This window comes from Streptococcus sp. 27098_8_86 (assembly GCF_041432595.1).
GTDB lineage: Bacteria > Bacillota > Bacilli > Lactobacillales > Streptococcaceae > Streptococcus > Streptococcus pneumoniae_F.
This window is the reverse complement of record NZ_JAPVZW010000002.1, coordinates 70265-90760: the sequence shown is the minus strand read 5'-3', so window position 1 is coordinate 90760 and position 20496 is coordinate 70265. Positions and strand designations below refer to the sequence as shown.

22 protein-coding genes and 1 other annotated feature are annotated in these 20496 nt (G+C 40.3%); all 22 genes read right to left on the bottom strand.

What is annotated here, in order from left to right; all coding sequences use genetic code 11:
* Positions 1 to 70: 70 nt before the first annotated feature.
* Complete coding sequence (locus tag O3616_RS02290; RefSeq protein ID WP_371637976.1) at positions 71 to 1972, bottom strand: glucosaminidase domain-containing protein; 1902 nt, start codon at positions 1970 to 1972, stop codon at positions 71 to 73.
* Positions 1973 to 2099: 127 nt separating this feature from the next.
* Positions 2100 to 3086 (bottom strand): dihydroorotate dehydrogenase, encoded by a 987-nt coding sequence (locus O3616_RS02285; protein ID WP_371637975.1) that lies wholly within the window; start codon positions 3084 to 3086, stop codon positions 2100 to 2102.
* The gene (locus tag O3616_RS02280) at positions 3049 to 3849 is read right to left on the bottom strand and encodes a dihydroorotate dehydrogenase electron transfer subunit (RefSeq protein ID WP_371637974.1); all 801 of its coding nucleotides are present in this window, start codon (positions 3847 to 3849) and stop codon (positions 3049 to 3051) included. The genes O3616_RS02285 and O3616_RS02280 overlap by 38 nt, the downstream gene beginning before the upstream one ends.
* A gap of 248 nt (positions 3850 to 4097) precedes the next feature.
* Positions 4098 to 4478 carry a VOC family protein gene (locus tag O3616_RS02275; RefSeq protein ID WP_000157153.1) on the bottom strand — a complete coding sequence of 127 codons (381 nt, stop codon included), beginning with the start codon at positions 4476 to 4478 and terminating at the stop codon, positions 4098 to 4100.
* A gap of 58 nt (positions 4479 to 4536) precedes the next feature.
* On the bottom strand, positions 4537 to 4896 hold the full coding sequence (rplT, locus tag O3616_RS02270) for a 50S ribosomal protein L20 (RefSeq protein ID WP_000124834.1): 360 nt from the start codon (positions 4894 to 4896) through the stop codon (positions 4537 to 4539).
* A 51-nt stretch (positions 4897 to 4947) separates the two neighbouring features.
* Positions 4948 to 5148 (bottom strand): 50S ribosomal protein L35, encoded by a 201-nt coding sequence (rpmI, locus tag O3616_RS02265; protein ID WP_001125943.1) that lies wholly within the window; start codon positions 5146 to 5148, stop codon positions 4948 to 4950.
* Between the two features lie 32 nt (positions 5149 to 5180).
* Positions 5181 to 5711, bottom strand: a complete 531-nt coding sequence (gene infC / locus O3616_RS02260) for a translation initiation factor IF-3 (RefSeq protein ID WP_000848180.1) — start codon at positions 5709 to 5711, stop codon at positions 5181 to 5183.
* Between the two features lie 15 nt (positions 5712 to 5726).
* Positions 5727 to 5858 (bottom strand) — a sequence feature (ribosomal protein L20 leader region).
* Between the two features lie 72 nt (positions 5859 to 5930).
* A complete protein-coding gene (locus O3616_RS02255; protein WP_371637973.1) occupies positions 5931 to 8171 on the bottom strand; it encodes a DNA internalization-related competence protein ComEC/Rec2 in 2241 nt (746 codons plus the stop codon).
* Entirely contained in the window at positions 8155 to 8805 is a 651-nt protein-coding gene (locus O3616_RS02250; protein ID WP_371637971.1) for a helix-hairpin-helix domain-containing protein, read from the bottom strand. Before O3616_RS02250 ends, O3616_RS02255 begins: the two co-directional genes overlap by 17 nt.
* A 66-nt stretch (positions 8806 to 8871) precedes the next feature.
* Complete coding sequence (locus tag O3616_RS02245) at positions 8872 to 9441, bottom strand: GNAT family N-acetyltransferase (RefSeq protein ID WP_371637970.1); 570 nt, start codon at positions 9439 to 9441, stop codon at positions 8872 to 8874.
* A 325-nt stretch (positions 9442 to 9766) separates the two neighbouring features.
* On the bottom strand, positions 9767 to 12055 hold the full coding sequence (locus O3616_RS02240) for a hypothetical protein (RefSeq protein ID WP_049491844.1): 2289 nt from the start codon (positions 12053 to 12055) through the stop codon (positions 9767 to 9769).
* The gene (locus tag O3616_RS02235; RefSeq protein WP_254736279.1) at positions 12048 to 12263 is read right to left on the bottom strand and encodes a hypothetical protein; all 216 of its coding nucleotides are present in this window, start codon (positions 12261 to 12263) and stop codon (positions 12048 to 12050) included. The genes O3616_RS02240 and O3616_RS02235 overlap by 8 nt, the downstream gene beginning before the upstream one ends.
* Positions 12264 to 12484: 221 nt before the next feature.
* Complete coding sequence (locus tag O3616_RS02230; RefSeq protein ID WP_371637969.1) at positions 12485 to 13480, bottom strand: PhoH family protein; 996 nt, start codon at positions 13478 to 13480, stop codon at positions 12485 to 12487.
* An 84-nt stretch (positions 13481 to 13564) separates the two neighbouring features.
* On the bottom strand, positions 13565 to 13780 hold the full coding sequence (locus tag O3616_RS02225) for a YozE family protein (protein ID WP_001232084.1): 216 nt from the start codon (positions 13778 to 13780) through the stop codon (positions 13565 to 13567).
* A gap of 8 nt (positions 13781 to 13788) precedes the next feature.
* Positions 13789 to 14643: an RNA-binding virulence regulatory protein CvfB gene (gene cvfB, locus O3616_RS02220; RefSeq protein ID WP_371637967.1), complete on the bottom strand. Its 855-nt coding sequence runs from the start codon at positions 14641 to 14643 to the stop codon at positions 13789 to 13791.
* A 59-nt stretch (positions 14644 to 14702) separates the two neighbouring features.
* Complete coding sequence (frr, locus tag O3616_RS02215; RefSeq protein WP_001262225.1) at positions 14703 to 15260, bottom strand: ribosome recycling factor; 558 nt, start codon at positions 15258 to 15260, stop codon at positions 14703 to 14705.
* Between the two features lie 20 nt (positions 15261 to 15280).
* Positions 15281 to 16006, bottom strand: coding sequence for a UMP kinase (gene pyrH, locus O3616_RS02210; protein ID WP_000002995.1), 726 nt, complete (start codon positions 16004 to 16006; stop codon positions 15281 to 15283).
* A gap of 83 nt (positions 16007 to 16089) precedes the next feature.
* Positions 16090 to 17424: a methylenetetrahydrofolate--tRNA-(uracil(54)-C(5))-methyltransferase (FADH(2)-oxidizing) TrmFO gene (gene trmFO / locus O3616_RS02205; protein WP_000083712.1), complete on the bottom strand. Its 1335-nt coding sequence runs from the start codon at positions 17422 to 17424 to the stop codon at positions 16090 to 16092.
* 235 nt (positions 17425 to 17659) lie between these two features.
* On the bottom strand, positions 17660 to 18529 hold the full coding sequence (gene rsmI / locus O3616_RS02200; RefSeq protein WP_371637964.1) for a 16S rRNA (cytidine(1402)-2'-O)-methyltransferase: 870 nt from the start codon (positions 18527 to 18529) through the stop codon (positions 17660 to 17662).
* 2 nt (positions 18530 to 18531) lie between these two features.
* A complete protein-coding gene (yabA, locus tag O3616_RS02195; RefSeq protein ID WP_000358227.1) occupies positions 18532 to 18849 on the bottom strand; it encodes a DNA replication initiation control protein YabA in 318 nt (105 codons plus the stop codon).
* A gap of 39 nt (positions 18850 to 18888) precedes the next feature.
* Positions 18889 to 19779, bottom strand: a complete 891-nt coding sequence (locus O3616_RS02190; RefSeq protein WP_371637963.1) for a DNA polymerase III subunit delta' — start codon at positions 19777 to 19779, stop codon at positions 18889 to 18891.
* Entirely contained in the window at positions 19776 to 20414 is a 639-nt protein-coding gene (gene tmk, locus O3616_RS02185) for a dTMP kinase (RefSeq protein WP_371637961.1), read from the bottom strand. The genes O3616_RS02190 and tmk overlap by 4 nt, the downstream gene beginning before the upstream one ends.
* Positions 20415 to 20496 lie beyond the last annotated feature (82 nt).

Below are 20496 nucleotides of genomic sequence, written 5' to 3'. Positions count from 1 at the left end.
TTATCTTCTTAAATCTACGGAAAAATAAAAAAACGACAACCACTTTTCAGCGGTTATCGTTGCTTATCTTTTAATCTTTTCCACCAAGTCGACTATTGATATTCATCATGATACTAGCTATTTTTTCACCCCAGTACGGATCTGATGCATAGCGTACATTCATTCCTGTTGCTTTATTTCCAAGGTGATCTCTTCCACGGTCAATATAGTTCTCACGAATCCACTTGGCCGCACCAAGAATTCCTTTGTCTACATCATCAAATTTCTTAGCTGAATCATAGGGACTGGTATCGTAAGCAGCTATACCGAAGAAGTTATTTTTATCATTAGCAATTTGGCTTCGTCCCCAAGCACTTTCTAGCGCACTATGAGCCATTAAATAGAGAGCATTGACACCGTAACGTTTTTCAGCTTCTTTAAAAATTGCTCCTTTACCGGCAAGACGACTGTTTCGGATATTCATCATCGAATAAACTCTATTTAATTCATCCGCACTATAGTTGGTTGGTTCAGTTAAATTCTTGAAAAGGAAACGATTTTTGATAGTAAACCCATCGAAATGTTCTCCATCCTTTGAATAATACTTCTTACCAATTTTCATGGCTGAAGTATGTGGAGCTACCCGAATACTAGTGTATGGAGAAAGTTCATGATATAGGAATCTTCCATCTGTAGTATAGTGAGGAATAAACTCACTTCCTTCATCAACTAAAACCAAATCACTTTGATTCATATAACCGGACAAGCCTAATATTGAAACAGCTAGACGACTACCCTTGCTTTTAGAGCCATCATAGGTCACAATACTTCCCTGATTGACATAGCTCAAAATATCTCCTGATTCGCTATAAATATAGGCTGTGATTGGTTTAACCTTAAAATATTTTGGACTTTGAATCCACTTTCCGTTATCTTGGAAGAAGTACTCTTTATTTTTAATATTAAAACTACCAGTAACATAGCTTCCATCTTCTTTCAGGTAGTACCATGCATTGTAGTTAGTATCAAAAATCCATTCATTCTTGGCCATATAACCACCAGATTTGAGGTAATAAGCACCAATCCATTCACGTGAAGCATAAGCACCACCTGATTTTAAGTAAAACCAGCTATTATAAGATTTATCAAAAATCCATTCTTTTTCAGCCATTGCTCCACTATTCTTTAGATAGTAAGCATCTTTCCACTGATTACTGACCATCACACCATCATTATTAAAATAGTACCATGTGCCCTTAATCTTTTCCCATTTATTACGAAGGATTTTTCCTGAATCTGTAGCATAATACCATTTATCAGTAATCTTCACCCAAGCATTCTGAGCCATTGCTCCACTACTATTTAGAAGATAATCGTTCACTAGAACATTGCTAGCCATAACTCCATCTTGCTTGAAGTAATACCAAACATTGCTAATTTTTTCCCATCTATTACGAACAATCTTTCCTGAATCTGTAGCATAATACCATTTATCAGCAATTTTCACCCAGGAATTTTCTACCATTGCTCCACTAGTACGAAAAGCATAGTCATTAACAATAGTATTGCTGGCCATGATTCCATGTTGATCAAATAAATACCAGACACCCGCAATTTTTTTCCAATTTTTGATTGGTTGATTATTCTCATAAAAAAGCCATTTCCCATGCTCTTTCTGCCAACCATTCTTATGAACTTCTTCAACTTTTTCTTTATTTGGAATAGCCTCTTGTTTAGAATTATTTTCTTTTACAACAACTGGTTCTTTCTTTTTTTCCGTCTTTTCAGCTTCATTCTTTGTATTTTCAACAACTTTTTTCTCTTCTAATGCTGGAGTCTGATTTTTATCTTTAGACTGATTTGTGTCCACAGATTGACTCTTATTCGTCGTTTGACTTTGGTCTGTTGTTTTACTAGCTTCAGCAAAGACTGATGTTGTGGGCACAATTGCCAATGCAAGCACTGCTGTACTTACAAGTAGTATTCTCTTCATTTTACTCCCCTAAGTAGATATTCATCTACATCATTCGTAATTAACTTTATTTTAACATAGTTAAAAGATGAAAATATTACAAAATGATGAAAATTCTATTTCTTATTAACAATAAGGATGGTCTAGCTTATCTAAGGCTGTCTTTTACTTCCTTGCGGAGATTTTCTAGACTGCTGATGCCGTATTTATCCATAACCTTTGGTAAATTTTCGATGATATCAGGACAGGCATATGGATTGGTAAAGTTAGCTGTTCCAACTCCAATAGCAGATGCTCCAGCCAGATACATTTCTAGGGCAGCTTCAGCCGAATCCACTCCCCCCATTCCAATGATGGGAAGGTCTGTTGTTTGAGCGACTTGGCGAATAAGCTTGAGGGCTACTGGAAAGACGGCTGGGCCTGACATCCCACCTGTTCCATTGGCCAAGATTGGTTTTCTGGTTTTGAGGTCAAAGCGCATTCCAACTAGAGTATTGATCATGGTTAATCCACTTGCTCCTGCATCCTCTGCTGCCTTTGCGACAGTGACGATATCCGTCACACTAGGGGTTAGTTTGACATAAACTGGCACATCAGAAGCTTCCACAGCTGCTTTCACCACATCATAAGCCAAATCTGGATCTTGGCCAATCAGGAGTCCATGATTACAGTGGTCAACATTGGGGCAAGAAATATTGAGCTCAATAGCCTTTACATTGACTGCCTTAGAAATACCTTGAGAAACGGCTGCATATTCTTGTTTTGAAAAACCAGCTACATTAGCAATAATAGGAAGATTTGGATACTCTCTTTCCAGCCAAGGTAACTTTTCAGCCAAAACAACTTCCAAACCAGGATTTTGTAAGCCAATTGCATTGAGCATACCAGCGGGTGTTTCTGCCACCCTTGGAGTTGGATTGCCAAAACGGGCTTCAAGTGTTGTCGCCTTGATCATTATAGAACCCAAAAGGTCTAAATCATAGTACTTGGCATACTCTTGACCAAAACCAAAACAGCCTGATGCTGGAATAATCGGATTTTTCAAATCCAAGCCTGGTAGAGAAACTTGTAAACGATTTGTAGTCATAATTTTCTCCTTATAATACAACTGTTCCTGTGCGGAAAACAGGGCCATCTTCACAGACGCGTTGGCTGACCGTCTCGCTTTCTGGCACTTTTAGGACGCAGGCATAGCAAGCCCCCATCCCACAAGCCATACGAGATTCCAGAGATAAATAGGCTCTTGGGTGGTCATAAAAGGTTTGATTGATATACTTCATCATTCCTGGAGCCCCACATGAGTAAACAGCATCAAATTGATTGTCTAAATCCTTGATAACAACGGAAACATTTCCCTTAATGCCATAAGAACCATCATCTGTCGTTACAAAGACTTGACCATATTGAGCTAATTCCGTCTCTAAAATAACAGCATCCTTATTAGCAAAACCAAGAACAGTCACTACTTTCACACCACGCGCATGTAATTCCTTGGCCACCTCAAGCAAGGGCGGAACACCAATCCCCCCACCAACAAGGAGAACCTGGCTCTGCTCATTAAGGTCAGACAAGTCAAAACCATTTCCCTGAGGCCCCATCACATCAAGAGTATCTCCCTGACTTAAGGTTGAGAAAATAGCTGTCCCAGCTCCCTCAATCCGGTAAATGAGATGACACTGCTTCTTTACCTTATCAATAGACGAAATTGAAATAGGGCGACGCAAGAGATGGGCGTCATCAGGCACACGCAGATGAAGAAATTGACCTGCTCGCATGGCTTCAACCATTTCCCCCTCTAGGACTAATTCAAAGATTGCTGGCGCGATTTCCTCCTGTGCAACCACCTTCATGGTCTCCAAACGAATTGCACCCAAACGTTTCTTACATGTGGGATTCATGACTTTTCCTCCTTAAATTTTAAGGGGACCAGATAAAGAAAAGGCCTTGCGATTGCAAGGCCTCAGTTAAAATCGTACAAGACAAGAGAGCACACTCAAAAAGTCCCCTCTAGAAAATTGTACTATTCTTTTATCTGACACCTTGTGAGTCTCTCTGGACTCCCCTTAAAGGTTAAATTTTTACTAGTATACTCTTTCAACCAAAAAAAGTCAAGTAGAAAACGAACATTCTACTTGACTTCACGAGATTATTTTTCACGAATGACTTCGACCTTGTAGCCATCAGGGTCTTTGACAAAGTAATAGTTAGGTGCAGTTCCTGGTAGACCATTTGGCTCAGTCACTTCATAGCCTTTGGCACTATGCTCTTGATGAAGCGCCTCAAGATCAGGTGTACTGAGGGCGATATGGGCAAACCCATCTCCAACTACATAAGGACCATGATCGTAGTTATAAGTCAACTCCAACTCATAGTCGTCACCCTCAAGTCCTAGATAGACAATCGTGAAGGCATGATCTGGAAAATCTCTGCGACGCAATTCTTTAAATCCAAAAGCATCTTGATAAAATGCGATTGATTTTTCAAGGTTTTCTACTCGCAAGCAAGTGTGTAGCATTTTTGAAGCCATATTTTTCTCCTTTATTTTTAAAAAGACTGGGACAATCCTGTTCCAGTCTTATCTGTTATTATTTACCAAGTTTTGCTTTAGCTGCATCTGCAAGAGCTGTGAAAGCTGCTGCATCGTTAACAGCCAAGTCAGCAAGCATTTTACGGTTAACTTCGATCTCAGCCAATTTCAAACCATGCATCAATTGTGAGTATGAAAGTCCGTTCATACGAGCTGCCGCGTTGATACGAGTGATCCACAATTTGCGGAAGTCACGTTTTTTCTGACGACGGTCACGGTATGCATAGTAGTAAGAGTTCATTACTTGTTCTTTTGCAGTACGGAACAAGATGTGTTTAGCTCCATAGTAACCTTTTGCTAATTTAAGAATACGTTTACGACGTTTGCGTGATACAACGCCACCTTTAACACGTGCCATGTTTTATTTCCTCCAAATATTTCCTAGAATTGTTTACTTACAGTCAAGCTATTATTTCAAGCGAGTAAGCATTGCTTTGATACGTTTGTAATCTCCTGAATGCACCATAGATGCTTTACGAAGATGACGACGTTGTTTCTTAGTTTTTCCGTGGAAACGGTGAGAAGTGTAAGCACGGAAACGTTTAAGTCCACCAGAACCTGTACGTTTGAAACGTTTAGCTGATGCGCGGTGTGTTTTTTGTTTTGGCATGATTTTTTCTCCTTTATTTAACTTTCTGACAATTATTTTTTGTCAGTCGCTGGCGCCAATTGCATGAACATTTGACGTCCATCCATTTTAGCACGTTGTTCGATGATTGCAATATCTTGAGTTGCTTCAGCAAACTCGGCTAAAACTTTTGCACCAATCTCTTTATGGGTAATCATACGACCCTTAAAGCGAATAGATACCTTAACTTTATTTCCTTTTTCAAGGAATTTGCGTGCATTGCGAAGTTTTGTATCAAAGTCACCCTTGTCAATCGTTGGACTTAGACGAACTTCTTTCACAGTAACAACACTCTGTTTTTTACGTTGTTCTTTTTGCTTCTTCTGGTACTCAAATTTGAATTTACCGTAGTCCATAATTTTTGCAACAGGTGGTTTGGCTTGGGGTTGAATCAATACTAGGTCAACATTAGCGTTATCAGCCAAAGCTTGCGCTTCACTGAGTGGCTTGATGCCTAGCTGTTCTCCTTCAAGACCAATCAAGCGAACTTCACGTACACGAATCTCATCATTGATGAATAAGTCTTGCTTTGCTATGGTTTTCACCTCTTTTGTTTTATTAGAGAAAAACAATAGCGGACTCGTAAATATACAAGCCCGCACGTTATGATAGCGTTTCTTAGAAACTTTTCATCCGTAGGGCCAGGCAACTTAATGTCACAAGGCGAGAAGCTCTCACTTCTGCTTTTCTCAACTTTTATATAATACCAATTTTTCTAGCCCTTGTCAAGATAAAAAGTTATTTTTTTGAAAAGTTTCTGCTCATTAACCAACGCTCTCAATCTTCCAACTTTTCCACCCTTTAAAGCGTATAGCTCCTTGCTGATCAGTTCGATAAACTTTGCTATTGATATCTTCCAGTCGGGTCAAGGTTTCCTGATGGGGTAATTTAGTTCGATTGTTCTTTCCAACTGAGATGAGAGTCATCTCTGGTTTGAGCTGTTCTAGAAAGGCTGAACTTGATGATTTTTTAGAGCCATGTTGGCCAGCTTTCAAAACATCCACTTCTAGGTCAGGATATTGCCTCAGCAAGTCCTTCTCTCCTTTCTCCTCCAAATTTCCAGTGAAGAGAAAGTGCTTATCCAAAAATTTTCCATACAGAATCAGGGAATCTTCATGATCTCCATCTCCAATTTTCCTTGGAGATAAGACTTCTAACTGACTTCCAAAAATTGGCAAATTCTCTCCCACTGACACACTACGAACCTTGGTTTGAGTCGCCTCTAGTTCCGCTACAAATTCCTTCTGTTTCAGACTGCCTTTTGATACTAAAATCTCCCCTACATGGAAAGCCTTGGTCACCTCCAACAAATCTCCAACATGCTCCTTGTCTGTATTTGTTAAAATCAGCTGGTCAATCTTGGCTACTCCTCGACCTTTTAGATAGGGAATCAAGGTTCGCTGGGCATTGCTAGTCGTCGTCTTTTCTTGCCATTTTTCGATTTTCTTATCAGATTCTACCTTGCCACCGACATCTATGAGAATGGTCTTACCAGTTACATCCCGTAGGAAAATACTTTCCCCTTGCCCCACATCCAGCATGCTAATTTCATTTTCCAGTGGATGCTTGGTCAAGAAAAAGAGACCCACAATCAGTAAGCTGAAGCCAGCTACTCTTTTGATATTTTTCCTCAAATCATAGACTAAAGCCAAGGAAATTAATAGTAGCATCAACAGCCATGAATTGGGTTGTCCAAAGACTAGAGGTCTACTTGCCACCTGTGAGACCAAGCGAATAATGCCCTCCAACCATTCAAAAATAAAATTCAGCTGAATGACTGGATAGAGAAAGGAAAGGGCAAATAAGATAGACAAGAGCGGTAAGAAGACCAAGTCAAAAAGAAAGGAAAAGACAAAGGTCAAAAGGATGGACCAAGGTTGAAATTCCGCAAAATAGAAGGATAGAATGGGTAATATGCCCAAGGAAATGACTAGACTTTCTCTGGCAACAGCCTTAAGCCCCTCCTCTTCTTTGCTAGTCATAGTCAAGATAAAAGCATAAGCACATGACAAAACTCCTCCTGCAGTCAGGAAAAAGTTGGGCATGATAATAAAGAGGACAAGAACCGTCAAGGCCAAATTATCCAAGCCATTAACAAGATGTTGAGCCAGTAGCTTCTGCAAGAGACTGCGAATAACCGATGCTGAAAATCCTGTCAGCCCTGCATAGATAAGGGAAAAGGGATAGGTCAGCCATTTCAACTTTTCTTGGGTCAAGCCTAATCGCAAGAGTAGTTTCTTAAATCCATCCATGAAAAATCCTACCTGCATCCCCGACAAGGCAAAGAGGTGGATAATTCCTAAACTAGAATAAAGCCCATTCATCTCCTCAAAATCTGTGTCCAGATGTCCTAGCAAAAGCCCTGTCATGTAATTACGCATAGGGTCTGGAAAGTGCGTCTTAATCCAAACTACAGCCTTTCGACGTAAACTGGACAGGTTTTCACCTATATCCCAACTACCAACCTTTTGAAGTGACTGGATTTTTTTGATATTGAGAGTCTGGTAAATTCCCTGAGTCTTCAGATAAGCTTGGTAGTCAAAACCACCAAAATTTCTCTGCCCTTCTGACTCCGAAAGCTTCCCTTCTAGTCCTATCTCATGAAGGTCTGTTAAGGCTTGAAAGGCTTCTTTCTCCTCTTCGGACTGGAGTTTATAATAGACTTGAAAAATGCGTCCATCAGCCTTGCCACGAAAGGACAGACTATCACCATTGACCTTAATAGTGTCGGGCAGAATCCGTACCCTTTCAACAGAATCCGCCAAATTTTGACTAGCTTGACTCTGTTGCCAATTTTGAAACAGAAACCAGAATCCAAAAATTCCACAAAACAATAGAACTTTGCCTGCTGATTTCCAAGAGAATTGGAAAAAGAGACAGACGAGCAGAAAAACGAAGCCCAACAAAGCAAAATAGGATGCTGAAAAAATGGCATAGTAAAGCCAAAGTAACAGAAAACTCAGATAGATTAGGGGAAAAGGGAGCTTCTTAATCCACTGTAACATAGTCTTTTAGCTTTTCTATGGTCTTGGCACCAATGCCAGAGACTTTCTTGAGCTCGTCTACTGACTTGAACTTGCCATTTGCCTCACGATGGTCAATAATATCTTGAGCTCGTTTACCACCCAGACCCTTAACTTGCTTGAGTTCTTCTAAACTAGCCTTGTTGAGATTGACCTTCTTTGCTTTACTTGTCGAAGAATCCGTCCCCGAATCAGTCTGTTGACTAGCTGACTCTTCTCCCTTAGTGGGAACGTAAACCAGAGCCTCATCACTAACTTTCTGAGCTAAATTGAGCGACTTGCTGTCTGCTTGCTCTGTCAAGCCACCTGCTTTCTGCACAGCATCATTGACCCGACTACCTACAGGTAAATCATAAATCCCTGGCGATTTAACAGCCCCCTTCACATCTACTGTGATTAGGTCTTGTTCAAGGGGCTCTGTCTTTTCGTCCTTCTTCACTTCCTTTTCGGTTAATGAATCCTTGGAAACAGCTGCGATCTCTGCTTGCAAATTCGTTTCCTTGACAGGTGTTTGTGGAGCTGGCTTTAGCAGGAAAAATCCGCCGACAAGCAAGCCCAGACCAGTACAGATGACGATGATTTTATACTCTTTGATTTTCTCGATAATTGCTTCCATATTTTCTCCTCTCTTAGATTATTCGTAAGAGGAAGAAAAAACAGTTGAAAATTTCTTCTCAACTGCTTATTTATTTGCAAAATAGTCTTCCTTGGTCAAGACATAATGAACTCTTGTAACGATTCTTCCTGGTTCTTTTTTATCAATTCTGGCATAAGGTTCTTCGTGGGAAAAACGCATGCCTGATTTCTCCATGACCTTTCCTGACGCAGGATTGTCCTGATCGTGAAGGGCAGTCAACTTATTCACCCCTATCTTCTCAAAAGCCAGCTCAATCACAGCACGATTGGCTTCTGTCGTTAATCCTTGATTCCAATACTTTTTATTGATAATGTAGCCAATAGCTGCCTTCTTAAGAACAGGATCAATCTTGTGCAAATCAATGGTTCCAATAAACTGACCATTGCTTTTTAGTTCTATTCCCCAGCGGCCTAATGGATTAGCCAGATAGAACTGAGCAATATTATTTTTAGTTTCTTCCAAGCTTTGATTAGTTGGAAAAGTGTAGCGCGTATTTTCTCTGTCCGAGGCATAGGCAAACATTTCTTCCCCATCATCCAAAGTTACAGGTCTAAGCAATAAACGTTCTGTCTCCACTATTGGATACTGAGCTAGTTTTAAAAAGATTGATTCCATACTTCTCCTCCATTTAAAAATATTTTCTATCAGTCTAGCATAAAAAAGAAGTTACAACAAGATGCAATGACATCGAATATCAAATAATCAATTCTAGATCAGAGGGTTTTCTGGTATTTGGAAGCATTTCTAAATGTTTCTTAAAATCAATAATTACATAATTCAGAGTCCTACTGACAATGAAGATTCATCATTTTTTCTTTCCTTTTTTGAAGCTAGTATTTACTTTTTGGGAACTATATATCAGTTTACACAAGACACAATATATAGTACTTACGAGAATATCAAAAAGGCGATTTCCAAGCGGAAATCGTCTTTTTCATGCTTATTTCAAAAATTCATACTCAAATAGGAATGGCACAATTTCAGAATTATAATATTCTTTTACCTTTGTTTTCAATGTATTCAAGTGTCCGTTTAATTCGGGATAGTTATAGATTGTCTTATCATTTTCATCTTTTTCAGATGTGTTAAGCTCATCAATAATCTGATATACTGAATACGTTAATTTAGAATTATAATTTTTCGTTTTCTTAGCTTCTGTTAGGACTTTTCCCCATTGTTCAAATAAATCAGTCTCTTTAGAACCTTGTTTCAATTTTGCTAAGTTGACTGTTGCTAGCGTATCTCCATTAGAGTTATCCAATGACAACTCATTTCGGTAGAATCGTCCATCAGAACCATATAAACTTCTCATGTGATTTTGCGTTTCAAGTGTTGTGAAGAGCAGAATTTTTAATAAGTCTTGTTCAATCTTGTTACTTGATACAGCTTTATTAAAACGTTCAGCGCCATCGGCAGATTTCATAATATTAGCACGCTGTGTCCAGTGACGATTATAAGTAATGTAGCGACTGGCGGCAAACATTGGGAGCTTTTCTAAGAAATTATCAGAACGAAGGAAAAAACCATTTCCATTATATCTACCCGCTATCAATAAGCTTGATTTAGCATCAGGATTATCAAATCCGACACTATCAGCAACTAAGTATCCAATGATATTTTTATTGTAACGTGGTTTTATTCTTAATTTTTGCCCCTCGGGTTCTAGACCATTTAGACCTGTATGAATTCCGTCAAATCTATCGTTGCTATCATTTCGTTTATCATAGTAACATTCACTGTATTTTGAATAAGTTTTTTCAATATTTAGATTGTCTTCTCGAATAATTCTCCCTTGCTTATCAATGTTATATGCTTCTAAAGCAAGGCATTCTTGAAAGAACTCTTCGTTACTCCAAAGAGCACACATAATCATTGCATCGATGTTAGTGTGAAAGTGTTTGCGGTTAAAGGCAAACCCACCTAAAAATTTTTGATTGACTAAATGTTGAGCTTTCCAGTATTTCACTGGACTATAGACAATATAAGAATCTGTTGGTTGGCGTAAATAATATTTGAAAGCAGACCAAATAAAAATATTTCCAAGGTCATTTGTTGCTGGACCTCTTACTTCTTTTTTCATTTCGTTTACTAAAAAGCTTTTTTTCCAAGCAGACGATGATTTACCTGAACCAGCTTTTTGATGTTCGATAGAAGTTGTTTCCGCATAAGGTGGATTTTCATACAAAATAATTGTTAATTTTGGATCGTTGATATAGTTTTGAATAATTTCATTATTGATATATTCCTCGCTAAGAGCATCCGCTCCTCGGACTAACCCCATATTAAAAGTATCTTCTTTTTCAGTTGGCGGAATAATGTTACGAACTTTGTCACCGAGTAACTCTAGCAGAACTTTATACTCATAGTATTCGACAGTTGACAATACGCAGTGACTTAATTCCTCATCACTCATTAATTTCTCTAAATTTCCAGTTCCGGCACATCTATCCAAAATAATATAATCATTTCCTTCTGGAACACGCTTAATAGCTTGTCGGACTAGCTCCAATGACTTTTGAACATAAGGTTCAGGAGTGTAGAAAGCTCCTAAGTTTTTCTTTTGTAAAGTATCATTGAGTTTATCCATCAAATAGTGAAATTGTGCATTAGTTTCACCGATATAGGGATTGATAAATTCTTTTAGTTTCTCAGGTTTCCGAATTTCACCAATAATTTTAACTTTACCAGTATGATCACCAATAAAATCAGACTTTTTAGCTCCTTTGTTTTCACGATAAAAACGTTCTGCCCAACCAACAATACAGTTTTCATCGATGTTAATTTTTGTATATTGCTTTGAACGTAGTAATTTAATAAGACGATCTTCGTCTAGTTGATTTTGACCGTATTCTAAAACTGCAAGAGGATTACCAGAAGAAAAACCAGAGGTTTTTACACTTGCACCACCAAAATATACTTTTTCGATATGTGTTAAATAGTCCTGACTATCAAAAACGTAGATTTTTTCATTCGTTAGCGACACAAGCAGAATGTTTTTGGGAATTTCTTTTCCTTTGATTCTCCGAGCAGATAGATATTTGATGGCTTGGAATAGAACAGTGTTAATATCATTGATAACAACTTTAAATTCAATCAGATTTCCATTTACAATACCATCTGTGTAATCCGTTAAAATATCATCTATTTTCAAAGTATTATCAACTAGAGGTAGATAATCTTGATAAAACTTGAGTTGTCCATCAACTTCGTTTGAGAAATGGTTATGCATATTGTAGCTCCCCATTTCTCTCTAAAGATAACTCAGAAAACTCAACATAAAAAGCCTTCTCACAAAAATGTGAAAATGCCTGTTTTAATGCTTGACAAAAAACACGTCCGATTACATAATCAGCGTGAGCTGTGAGCTGTGAGCTGTGAGCTGTGAGCTGTGAGCTGTGAGCTGTGAGCTGTGAGCTGTGAGCTGTGATTGCGTTCATAATACTTAATTTCCTTTATTTTTGTTACTTCTATTATATCAAAATTTTGAAATCCTGCGAAGAATTTAGACATTATTAAAAGAAGATTTCCGTTTGTAAGTCGCCTTTTTGATATTCTCGTAAGCACTATATCTTGTGTCTAGTATAAATTGATATATAGTTCCCAAAATCTAATTATCATATAAAAGAAAGAGCAATTCCACCTGAACTGCTCTTTTTTGCTACTCTGTTTCTTCTTGGTTTTCTTCACTCTCTTCTTTTTTAATTGGAGCTGGTTCATAAGCTCGGATAATCTGAGCGACAACTGGATGGCGAACCACATCCTTAGCTGAAAAATGAACAAAGTCAATCTGATGGATGTTCTTGAGTTTCTCTTGAGCATCAATCAAACCGGACTTGACATTACGTGGCAGGTCAATCTGACTGATATCTCCATTGACAATCATCTTAGAATTAAAACCTAAACGAGTCAAGAACATCTTCATCTGCATGATAGTCGTATTTTGCGCCTCATCGAGAATGACAAAGGCATCATCCAAGGTTCGTCCACGCATATAGGCAAGGGGCGCAATCTCGATAATTTCACGCTCCATGAGTCGAGTAGTTTGGTCTTTCCCCAAAATCTGATACAAGGCATCATAAACAGGGCGAAGGTAAGGATCGACCTTTTCCTTGAGGTCACCCGGAAGAAATCCAAGACTCTCACCTGCTTCCACTGCTGGACGAGTCAGGATAATTCGCTTAACCTGCCCACGTTTAAGAGCTGTCACAGCCAAGGTCACTGCAAGGAAGGTCTTCCCTGTACCTGCTGGCCCAATTCCAAAGGTCACATCATGCTGTTTGACACTGTCCACATAAAGTTTTTGACCCAAGGTTTTGACGCGGATAGGTTTACCAGTATTGTCTTTGATAATTTCTTCTTCGTAAAGGGCGACAAACTTGTCGATTTCATCGTTTTTGACCATGCTAATTGCAGTCACCACATCTGGCGTACCAACGGTCATTCCACGGTTCACCAAGACCATCAAAGCCTGAATAACCTGACGTGCTTCCTCACAAGCAGCCTCTTCTCCCAAAACCTGGACAATCTCCGTACGAGCATGAATCACCACATCAAGCTCTTCTTCCATCAAACGAAGATGGCGTTCATTGGAACCAAAAAGATGAAACAAGTCATCTGGATGACTCAGTTGAATGTCTATTGAATGTTCCTTCAAATAAAGAACCTCTCTAATCCGTTTATTTCTTTTTATTATAGCAAAGGGATCGATAAATTACTAGCCCAAACCTAGTGAATCATGCTAGTGTTCTAAGTATTCTTGCCAGATAGCGTCAAAGTCTCCTAGGTTGAAAGAGAAACTGGCATGTTCTTCCAAAAAGCGACTCACCTCATCAAAATCATCTGTATGTTTTGGAAAGGCTGATTCTTCAAAAGCGAGGTCTGCCAAGATAGCCTTGGGACTATTACTTTTAGGATTGCGCTCGGTCATGAGCCAAGTGTAAAATGATTTTCTCATAAATCTCCCTAAATCAACTCTGTACCAAACTGGTCTTGCTTGATTTTGCCAGCCTTCATCAAGCCACCGAGTGCTTTCTTGAACTGACCTTTAGAAATGCCAAATGTTGCCTTGATGTCGTCTGGAGATGATTTATCATTTAAGGTCATGAAACCGCCATTGCTTTCCAAGTAAGTCAAAATCATCTGAGCATCATTTTCCAACATTTCAAAGGAACGGGGTTTGAGGGAGAGGTTCAACGTGCGGTCCACTTCACGGAAACCAATGACACGCGCATCTAAAACTTGTCCCAAACGTGGCTCTGCATAGCGCTCACTAGGATGGATAAAACCAAGCATGTTATTTTCTGGCAGATAGACAAAGGTCCCTGACAGCTTGAGGCGGTATACAATGGCTGGCCAGTTTTGATTATGCATGTTGTTGTAGGCAGGACGAGCCAGACGTTGGAAGTCTTCTTGATAAGCCAAGAGTCCCCAGATGCGGTCTTTCTTGTCCACTTCAAGACGGATGTAGAGTTGGTCGCCCTTCTTAGGCCAAAGTTCCTTGAGCTCAGGGAGGATATCGAGTGACACAACGATTTCCTTGTCAGGAAGGCCTGTATCTACAAAGACACCCAAGTCCTTACGAACCTCTGTAACACGGCCCCAACCAAATTGGTCCTGAGTGGCAGTCACTTCTAGAGTGGTCAGGCGGAGTTTTTGCTTCATATCCGTGTAGGCAAAACCTTTGACCGTATCCCCTACTGTATGTTGGCCTTCTTCCTTAGCAAGAGCATAGGTCTGGCCATCCTTTTGCACAAAGTAAAAACGGTCATTTTCATCGATGATGAGTCCAACGATAAAACTTGCAAGATTTGTATTCATATTTCCTTCTTTCGAATAAAACTCAGCCAGCAATGCCAACTGAGTTTTTCTGTTTATTTTTAGACTTCCAAAAGTTCTTTCTCTTTGTTAGCAGTCATGTCGTCGATGTGTTTAACAGCATCGTCTGTTACTTTTTGAATGTCTTTTTCAAGAGTCTTCAATTCGTCTTCAGTGATTTCTTTTGCTTTTTCTTGTTTCTTAGCTTCGTCCATAGCATCGCGACGGATATTGCGGACAGCCACTTTAGCATTTTCGCCGACCTTCTTCACTTCTTTAGCAAGGTCACGACGAGTTTCTTCTGTAAGTGCAGGGATAACCAAACGAATAACAGAACCGTCGTTAGCTGGTGTGATACCAAGATCAGAAGCGTTCAAAGCACGTTCGATGTCTTTCAATGAAGACTTATCAAATGGTGTTACCAACAAAACACGCGCTTCTGGAATCGTAATTGAAGCGATTTGGTTAAGAGGAGTTTCGACTCCATAGTATTCTACATGTACACGGTCAAGCAAGCTTGCATTGGCACGGCCAGCACGGATACCACCAAATTCACGAGCAAGTGATTGGTGAGACTGGGTCATTCTCTCTTTAGCTTTTTCAATAATTGCGTTAGCCATAATCTTTCTTATTCCTTTTCTTAGATATTATTTGAAACTGTTGTTCCGATATTTTCACCAAATACGACACGTTTGATGTTGCCTGGTTGGTTCATGTTGAAGACAACCAAGTCAATGTCGTTGTCCATAGAGAGGGTTGAAGCTGTTGAGTCCATGATACGAAGACCTTTATTGATAACATCACGGTGAGTCAATTCTTCAAATTTAACAGCTGTCTTGTCCTTCTTAGGATCGGCATTGTAAACACCATCTACGCCATTTTTAGCCATAAGGATAGCATCCGCTTCGATTTCAGCCGCACGAAGGGCCGCTGTTGTATCTGTTGAGAAGTAAGGTGAACCAATTCCTGCACCAAAGATAACGATACGGCCTTTTTCAAGGTGACGTAGGGCACGTCCACGGACATAAGGCTCTGCTACTTGTTGCATAGCAATAGCTGTTTGCACACGTGTATCAACCCCAACTTGTTGCAATGAATCTGCCATCACAAGAGCATTCATAACAGTCCCAAGCATTCCTGTGTAATCCGCCTGAACACGGTCCATTCCTGCCTCTGCAGCAGGTTCTCCACGCCAGAGATTTCCTCCACCAATAACAAGGGCAATTTCGATACCTAAGCTATGAACTTCTTGAATCTCTTTTGCGATTGTTTGAACTGTTTGGATATCAATCCCTACGCCACGTTCACCGGCAAGGGCTTCACCTGATAACTTGATTAAAATACGTTTATACTTGGGATTCGCCATTTTCACTCTCCTTCTTTTATCCTACCTATTTTATCACAATTTCTAAGATTTTTATAGTATCATGAGCAATTCTTTGAAAAAAATTAGACTGTTAAAAATTCCTCTAAGTCGCTAAGAGCACGCTCTGCAATTTTTTCATAACGAGCCTTCTTATCACGGATACGTTCACCTTCCAACTCCTTGATAATTCCGAAATTGACATTCATTGGTTGGAAATGCTTGCTGTCAGCATGGGTGATGTAATGAGCTAAGCTTCCGATAGCCGTCGTCTCTGGGAAAATAGCTTGGCTTTCTCCCTTGAAAAGACGAGCCGCGTTAATTCCCGCAACTAAGCCTGACGCTGCGGACTCAACATAACCTTCCACACCCGTCATCTGACCAGCAAAGAAGAGATTTGGTTGTTTCTTAGAACGATAGGTCTGTTCAAGAAGATTTGGTGAATCCATATAAGAATTGCGGTGCATGACACCATAGCGAACAAACTCAGCATTTTCAAGACCTGGAATCATTTGGAAGACACGCTTTTGTTCTCCCCATTTGAGGTGGGTCTGGAAACCAACGATATTGTAGAGGCTACCAGCCGCATTGTCCTGACGAAGCTGGACAACCGCATAAGGTGTTTTGAATTCTCCATCACGAGGTCCTGTGTAGTCGTCAGGATACTCAAGCCCCACTGGCTTCATAGGTCCATAAAGCATAGTTTTAATGCCACGTTTAGCCATGACTTCGATAGGCATACAACCTTCAAAATACTTTTCTTTTTCAAAAGAATTGAGCGGTGCTTCTTCCGCATTAACCAAGGCTTCATGGAAATCCATAAACTCTTGCTTGGTCATGGGCGCATTGAGGTAGGCTGCTTCTCCCTTATCATAACGAGACTTGAGATAGACCTTGCTCATATCGATAGTGTTGACATCGATAATAGGCGCTGCCGCATCGTAGAAATAGAAGCCATCGCCATCATTAAGGGCATGAATCTTTTCAGCCAAGGCATCGCTAGTCAAAGGACCAGTAGCGACAACTGTGATTACATCAGTCGGTAATTCTGTAATTTCATCACGAACCACTTCAATCAAGGGATGGTTGGCAACTTTTTCGGTTACCATTTGGGAGAAACCATCACGGTCCACCGCAAGAGCACCACCTGCAGGAACACGTGTAGCCTCAGCAGATTCCAAAATAACAGAACCCAAGCGACGCATTTCTTCCTTGAGAAGCCCGACAGCATTTGTCAGAGCATCTCCACGAAGAGAATTGGAACAAACTAACTCTGCAAAATTGTCTGTTTTGTGCTGGGGTGTTGACTTGACACCACGCATTTCATAAAGTTTAACTGGAATACCACGCTCTGCGATTTGGTAGGCTGCTTCAGAACCTGCCAAACCAGCACCGATAACATTGATATAAGATTGAGACACGACACTAATACCTCTTTGGGAGTGTGAAGACAAGGTTCACATTGAAAAAGCCAACCGAACTTACTCGCTTTCGAGTTTCTTGGCTCAGGCTGATAAAGTCCACAGGACTTACTTCGCTCTCGAGTTTCCTGGCTCAGGCTGAAAAAGTCCACAGGATTTTTTCACTCCCACAAATCTTTCTATTTTTTTCTTCTACTAGTATAACAAAAAAAGGGAAGAAGGCAAACTTCCCTGTTTAGTCATTTTCTTCCCAGTCGTGGTAAGCAGCGTAGAGCTGGCTCTTATTCCACTGGTAAAACTTAGCTACTTCCTTGATAGCTTGATTTTTCTTCATGCCTTGCTGGATACGAGCTTGGATTTCTAAGAACAAGTCCTCCTCGTCTTTTTCCTCCACATCCTGACTGGCACCTTCAACGATGAGAAGGCATTCTCCCTTGAGTGGCGTTTCAGAGATACTTTCCAGCAATTCAGAAATGGTACCTCTTTGGTATTCTTCATAAATTTTAGTCAATTCCCTAACCAAAACGACCGAGCGGTCGCCATAAACTGCTAACATATTTTCCAAAGTATCTGCCACACGATGGGGAGATTCATAGAAAATCTGAGTTTCAGGATAATCTTTTTTTGAGTCGAAAAATTGCTTTTGCTGGCCTGATTTTCTGGGTAAAAAGCCGTAAAAGATATGTGGCTGTGGCGCTAAACCACTGGCAATCAAGGCAGAAATCCCTGCAGAGGCACCTGGAACAGTCACAACAGCAATATCTTCCTCAATCGCTACTTTGACCAAATCATGACCAGGGTCTGAGATGCTAGGCAGACCCGCGTCGGATACCTGAGCAATACTTTGTCCTGCTTTCAGGAAACCAATCAAATCAGGAATCTTTTCCTTGGCATTGTGCTCATGAAAACTAATCTGCTTGGTAGAAATGTCAAAATGCTTGAGCAGAAGACCTGTATTGCGCGTGTCCTCAGCCGCAATCCAGTCCACTTCTTTCAAGGTCTGAATAGCTCGAAAGGTCATATCATCTAGATTGCCAATCGGCGTTGCCACTAGATACAGCTTGCCGTAAGGAGACTGCCCCTTAAAACTTTTTTGAATCTGCATGCCTACTCCCTGTATAACAACTCATCACAGAACATACATTCCTCATCCTGCTCTCGACGTTGTCCATAAAAATCATTACAAACGTGAAACCCGTCTTTATAGATCCGACGAACACTTTCACGAACATGCTTAGCCTTGACGGGAGCGTCTGCTTCCACCTCACCCAAGCGTTCGCGCAACTTACTATTTTCCAATCGAAGAGCTGTATTTTCCTCTACCAGGCTCTTGAGATTTTTCTTGATTGCTTCCACATCGGCCAAGGTTACCAATAACTGTTGGGAAAAATCGTCCAGCGCGTCAAATAATTCTTTTTTGTCCATAAAACAGCCCTTTCCTTTCTTTATCATTCATTTTTGAGTTTATATTTCTTTCAAGACCAGATATTCCATGGCATTTTGAAAGCTAACATTAGCTTGCCACATTTTTCTAGCTTCTAGCAAATCTTGTAGAATCACTCTAACTCTTGCTTGTAGGATATCTTGTCCACAGAGAACTTCAAGAATCCGTAAAACCTGATCTTGTTTTTCCTTGTCATCTGCCAAGCTAGCTAATTTGGCAACTTGCAGATAACTTTCTTTTTTCTTAGCTACTAACCAAGTCAGCAGGCGTTCACTTTCATCAACCAAGGTCCAAAAATTTGCCTGATGTGCCAACTTTTCTGCTTCAGCTCGCGATTGACTAAACTGGGCTAAAAGAGTCGCTTTTTTCTTAACCAGACCTGCTTGTTCTAAGAGCAATATCAGCTTTTCTTCTTGCTTTTTAAAGTGGAAAATCTGGGTCCGACTTCGAATTGTTGGTAAAATCTTTTCCTCATCGCTGGTCAAGAAGAAAATATAAACCTCACTCTGGGGTTCTTCGATGACCTTGAGCAGAGAATTGGCTGCGTTAGGATGCATTTTATCAGCTTGCTCGATAATAAAGACCTGTTGCTGGCTTTCAATCCCTGCTTGGGAAAACTGCCCCACCAATTCTCGAATCCGTTCTGTCTTGATGACCTGATTGACCGGCTTAATCAAAGTGACATCGGGAAATTCTCCCTGTTCAATCAGCTTACAATTTCGGCATTTCTCACATGGTAAAACACCTACTTTATCAGTACAAAAGAGGCTCTTAGCCAAAAACTGCGCCATTTCCAAGCTTCCAAAGAAACCTGAAAAGAGGTAGGCATGATTGAGCTGGTCTTGTTCTAGGATACGTACAAAGCGGTCAAACTGTTCTGGTTGCCAAGCCTTTAGTTGATCTTGTTTCATCTTGTCAAGCCCATTCTATCAAACAAGATAGCCTTGGTAGTTTCCACAACCTGCTCCAAAGGGAGACTAGCATCAATCTTGACAATGCGATTTCCTTCTTTGTCCAGAATCGAAAGGTAGCCTTGACGAACTTTCTTATGTAAGTCCAACCCTTCCAAGTCCAAACGATTGACCTCGCGATTGCTATTAGCAGCAATGCGAGCCAGTCCTTCTTCCACCTCGATGTCAAAATAGAGGGTCAAATCAGGTTTGAGGCCATCTGTCGCAAACTGATTGAGCCAGTCAATGGCGTCAATATCCAAGCCACGACCAAATCCCTGATAGGCAACGGAACTATCGATGAAGCGGTCCATAATGACCAACTTACCAGCTTCAAGAGCTGGAAGAACTTTTTCTACCAAGTGCTGTCTGCGACTGGCGATATAGAGAAGGAGTTCTGTCTTCGCATCCATCTGAGTATGACTTGGGTCCAAAATCACTTGACGAATCTTCTCTCCAATCAAGACTCCGCCTGGTTCACGGGTCGTCAGCACCTCTACCCCTTTTTCCTCTAAAATTGGTAGCAGAGCCTCTAAAACACTGGTCTTTCCTGCTCCCTCTGGTCCCTCAAGAGAGACTAAAAATCCTTTTGACATGTCTAACTCATTTCTTTTTTACTACTTCTATTCTATCAAAAAAATAGGGGTTTGTGACAATCTTTTTGTCTTCTCATTTCAA

Excerpts from the sequence above, each read along its gene's own strand:
- O3616_RS02280 (WP_371637974.1), bottom strand. The coding sequence starts at position 3,849 with ATGAATCCCACATGTAAGAAACGTTTGGGTGCAATTCGTTTGGAGACC.
- frr (WP_001262225.1), bottom strand. The coding sequence starts at position 15,260 with ATGGCTAACGCAATTATTGAAAAAGCTAAAGAGAGAATGACCCAGTCT.
- pyrH (WP_000002995.1), bottom strand. The coding sequence starts at position 16,006 with ATGGCGAATCCCAAGTATAAACGTATTTTAATCAAGTTATCAGGTGAA.
- O3616_RS02245 (WP_371637970.1), bottom strand. The coding sequence starts at position 9,441 with ATGGAATCAATCTTTTTAAAACTAGCTCAGTATCCAATAGTGGAGACA.
- O3616_RS02235 (WP_254736279.1), bottom strand. The coding sequence starts at position 12,263 with ATGAACGCAATCACAGCTCACAGCTCACAGCTCACAGCTCACAGCTCA.
- tmk (WP_371637961.1), bottom strand. The coding sequence starts at position 20,414 with ATGTCAAAAGGATTTTTAGTCTCTCTTGAGGGACCAGAGGGAGCAGGA.
- cvfB (WP_371637967.1), bottom strand. The coding sequence starts at position 14,643 with ATGAATACAAATCTTGCAAGTTTTATCGTTGGACTCATCATCGATGAA.
- O3616_RS02240 (WP_049491844.1), bottom strand. The coding sequence starts at position 12,055 with ATGCATAACCATTTCTCAAACGAAGTTGATGGACAACTCAAGTTTTAT.
- O3616_RS02285 (WP_371637975.1), bottom strand. The coding sequence starts at position 3,086 with ATGGCCCTGTTTTCCGCACAGGAACAGTTGTATTATAAGGAGAAAATT.
- O3616_RS02290 (WP_371637976.1), bottom strand. The coding sequence starts at position 1,972 with ATGAAGAGAATACTACTTGTAAGTACAGCAGTGCTTGCATTGGCAATT.
- O3616_RS02190 (WP_371637963.1), bottom strand. The coding sequence starts at position 19,779 with ATGAAACAAGATCAACTAAAGGCTTGGCAACCAGAACAGTTTGACCGC.
- O3616_RS02275 (WP_000157153.1), bottom strand. The coding sequence starts at position 4,478 with ATGGCTTCAAAAATGCTACACACTTGCTTGCGAGTAGAAAACCTTGAA.
- rpmI (WP_001125943.1), bottom strand. The coding sequence starts at position 5,148 with ATGCCAAAACAAAAAACACACCGCGCATCAGCTAAACGTTTCAAACGT.
- rplT (WP_000124834.1), bottom strand. The coding sequence starts at position 4,896 with ATGGCACGTGTTAAAGGTGGCGTTGTATCACGCAAACGTCGTAAACGT.
- yabA (WP_000358227.1), bottom strand. The coding sequence starts at position 18,849 with ATGGACAAAAAAGAATTATTTGACGCGCTGGACGATTTTTCCCAACAG.
- O3616_RS02250 (WP_371637971.1), bottom strand. The coding sequence starts at position 8,805 with ATGGAAGCAATTATCGAGAAAATCAAAGAGTATAAAATCATCGTCATC.
- O3616_RS02255 (WP_371637973.1), bottom strand. The coding sequence starts at position 8,171 with ATGTTACAGTGGATTAAGAAGCTCCCTTTTCCCCTAATCTATCTGAGT.
- O3616_RS02225 (WP_001232084.1), bottom strand. The coding sequence starts at position 13,780 with ATGAGAAAATCATTTTACACTTGGCTCATGACCGAGCGCAATCCTAAA.
- rsmI (WP_371637964.1), bottom strand. The coding sequence starts at position 18,529 with ATGCAGATTCAAAAAAGTTTTAAGGGGCAGTCTCCTTACGGCAAGCTG.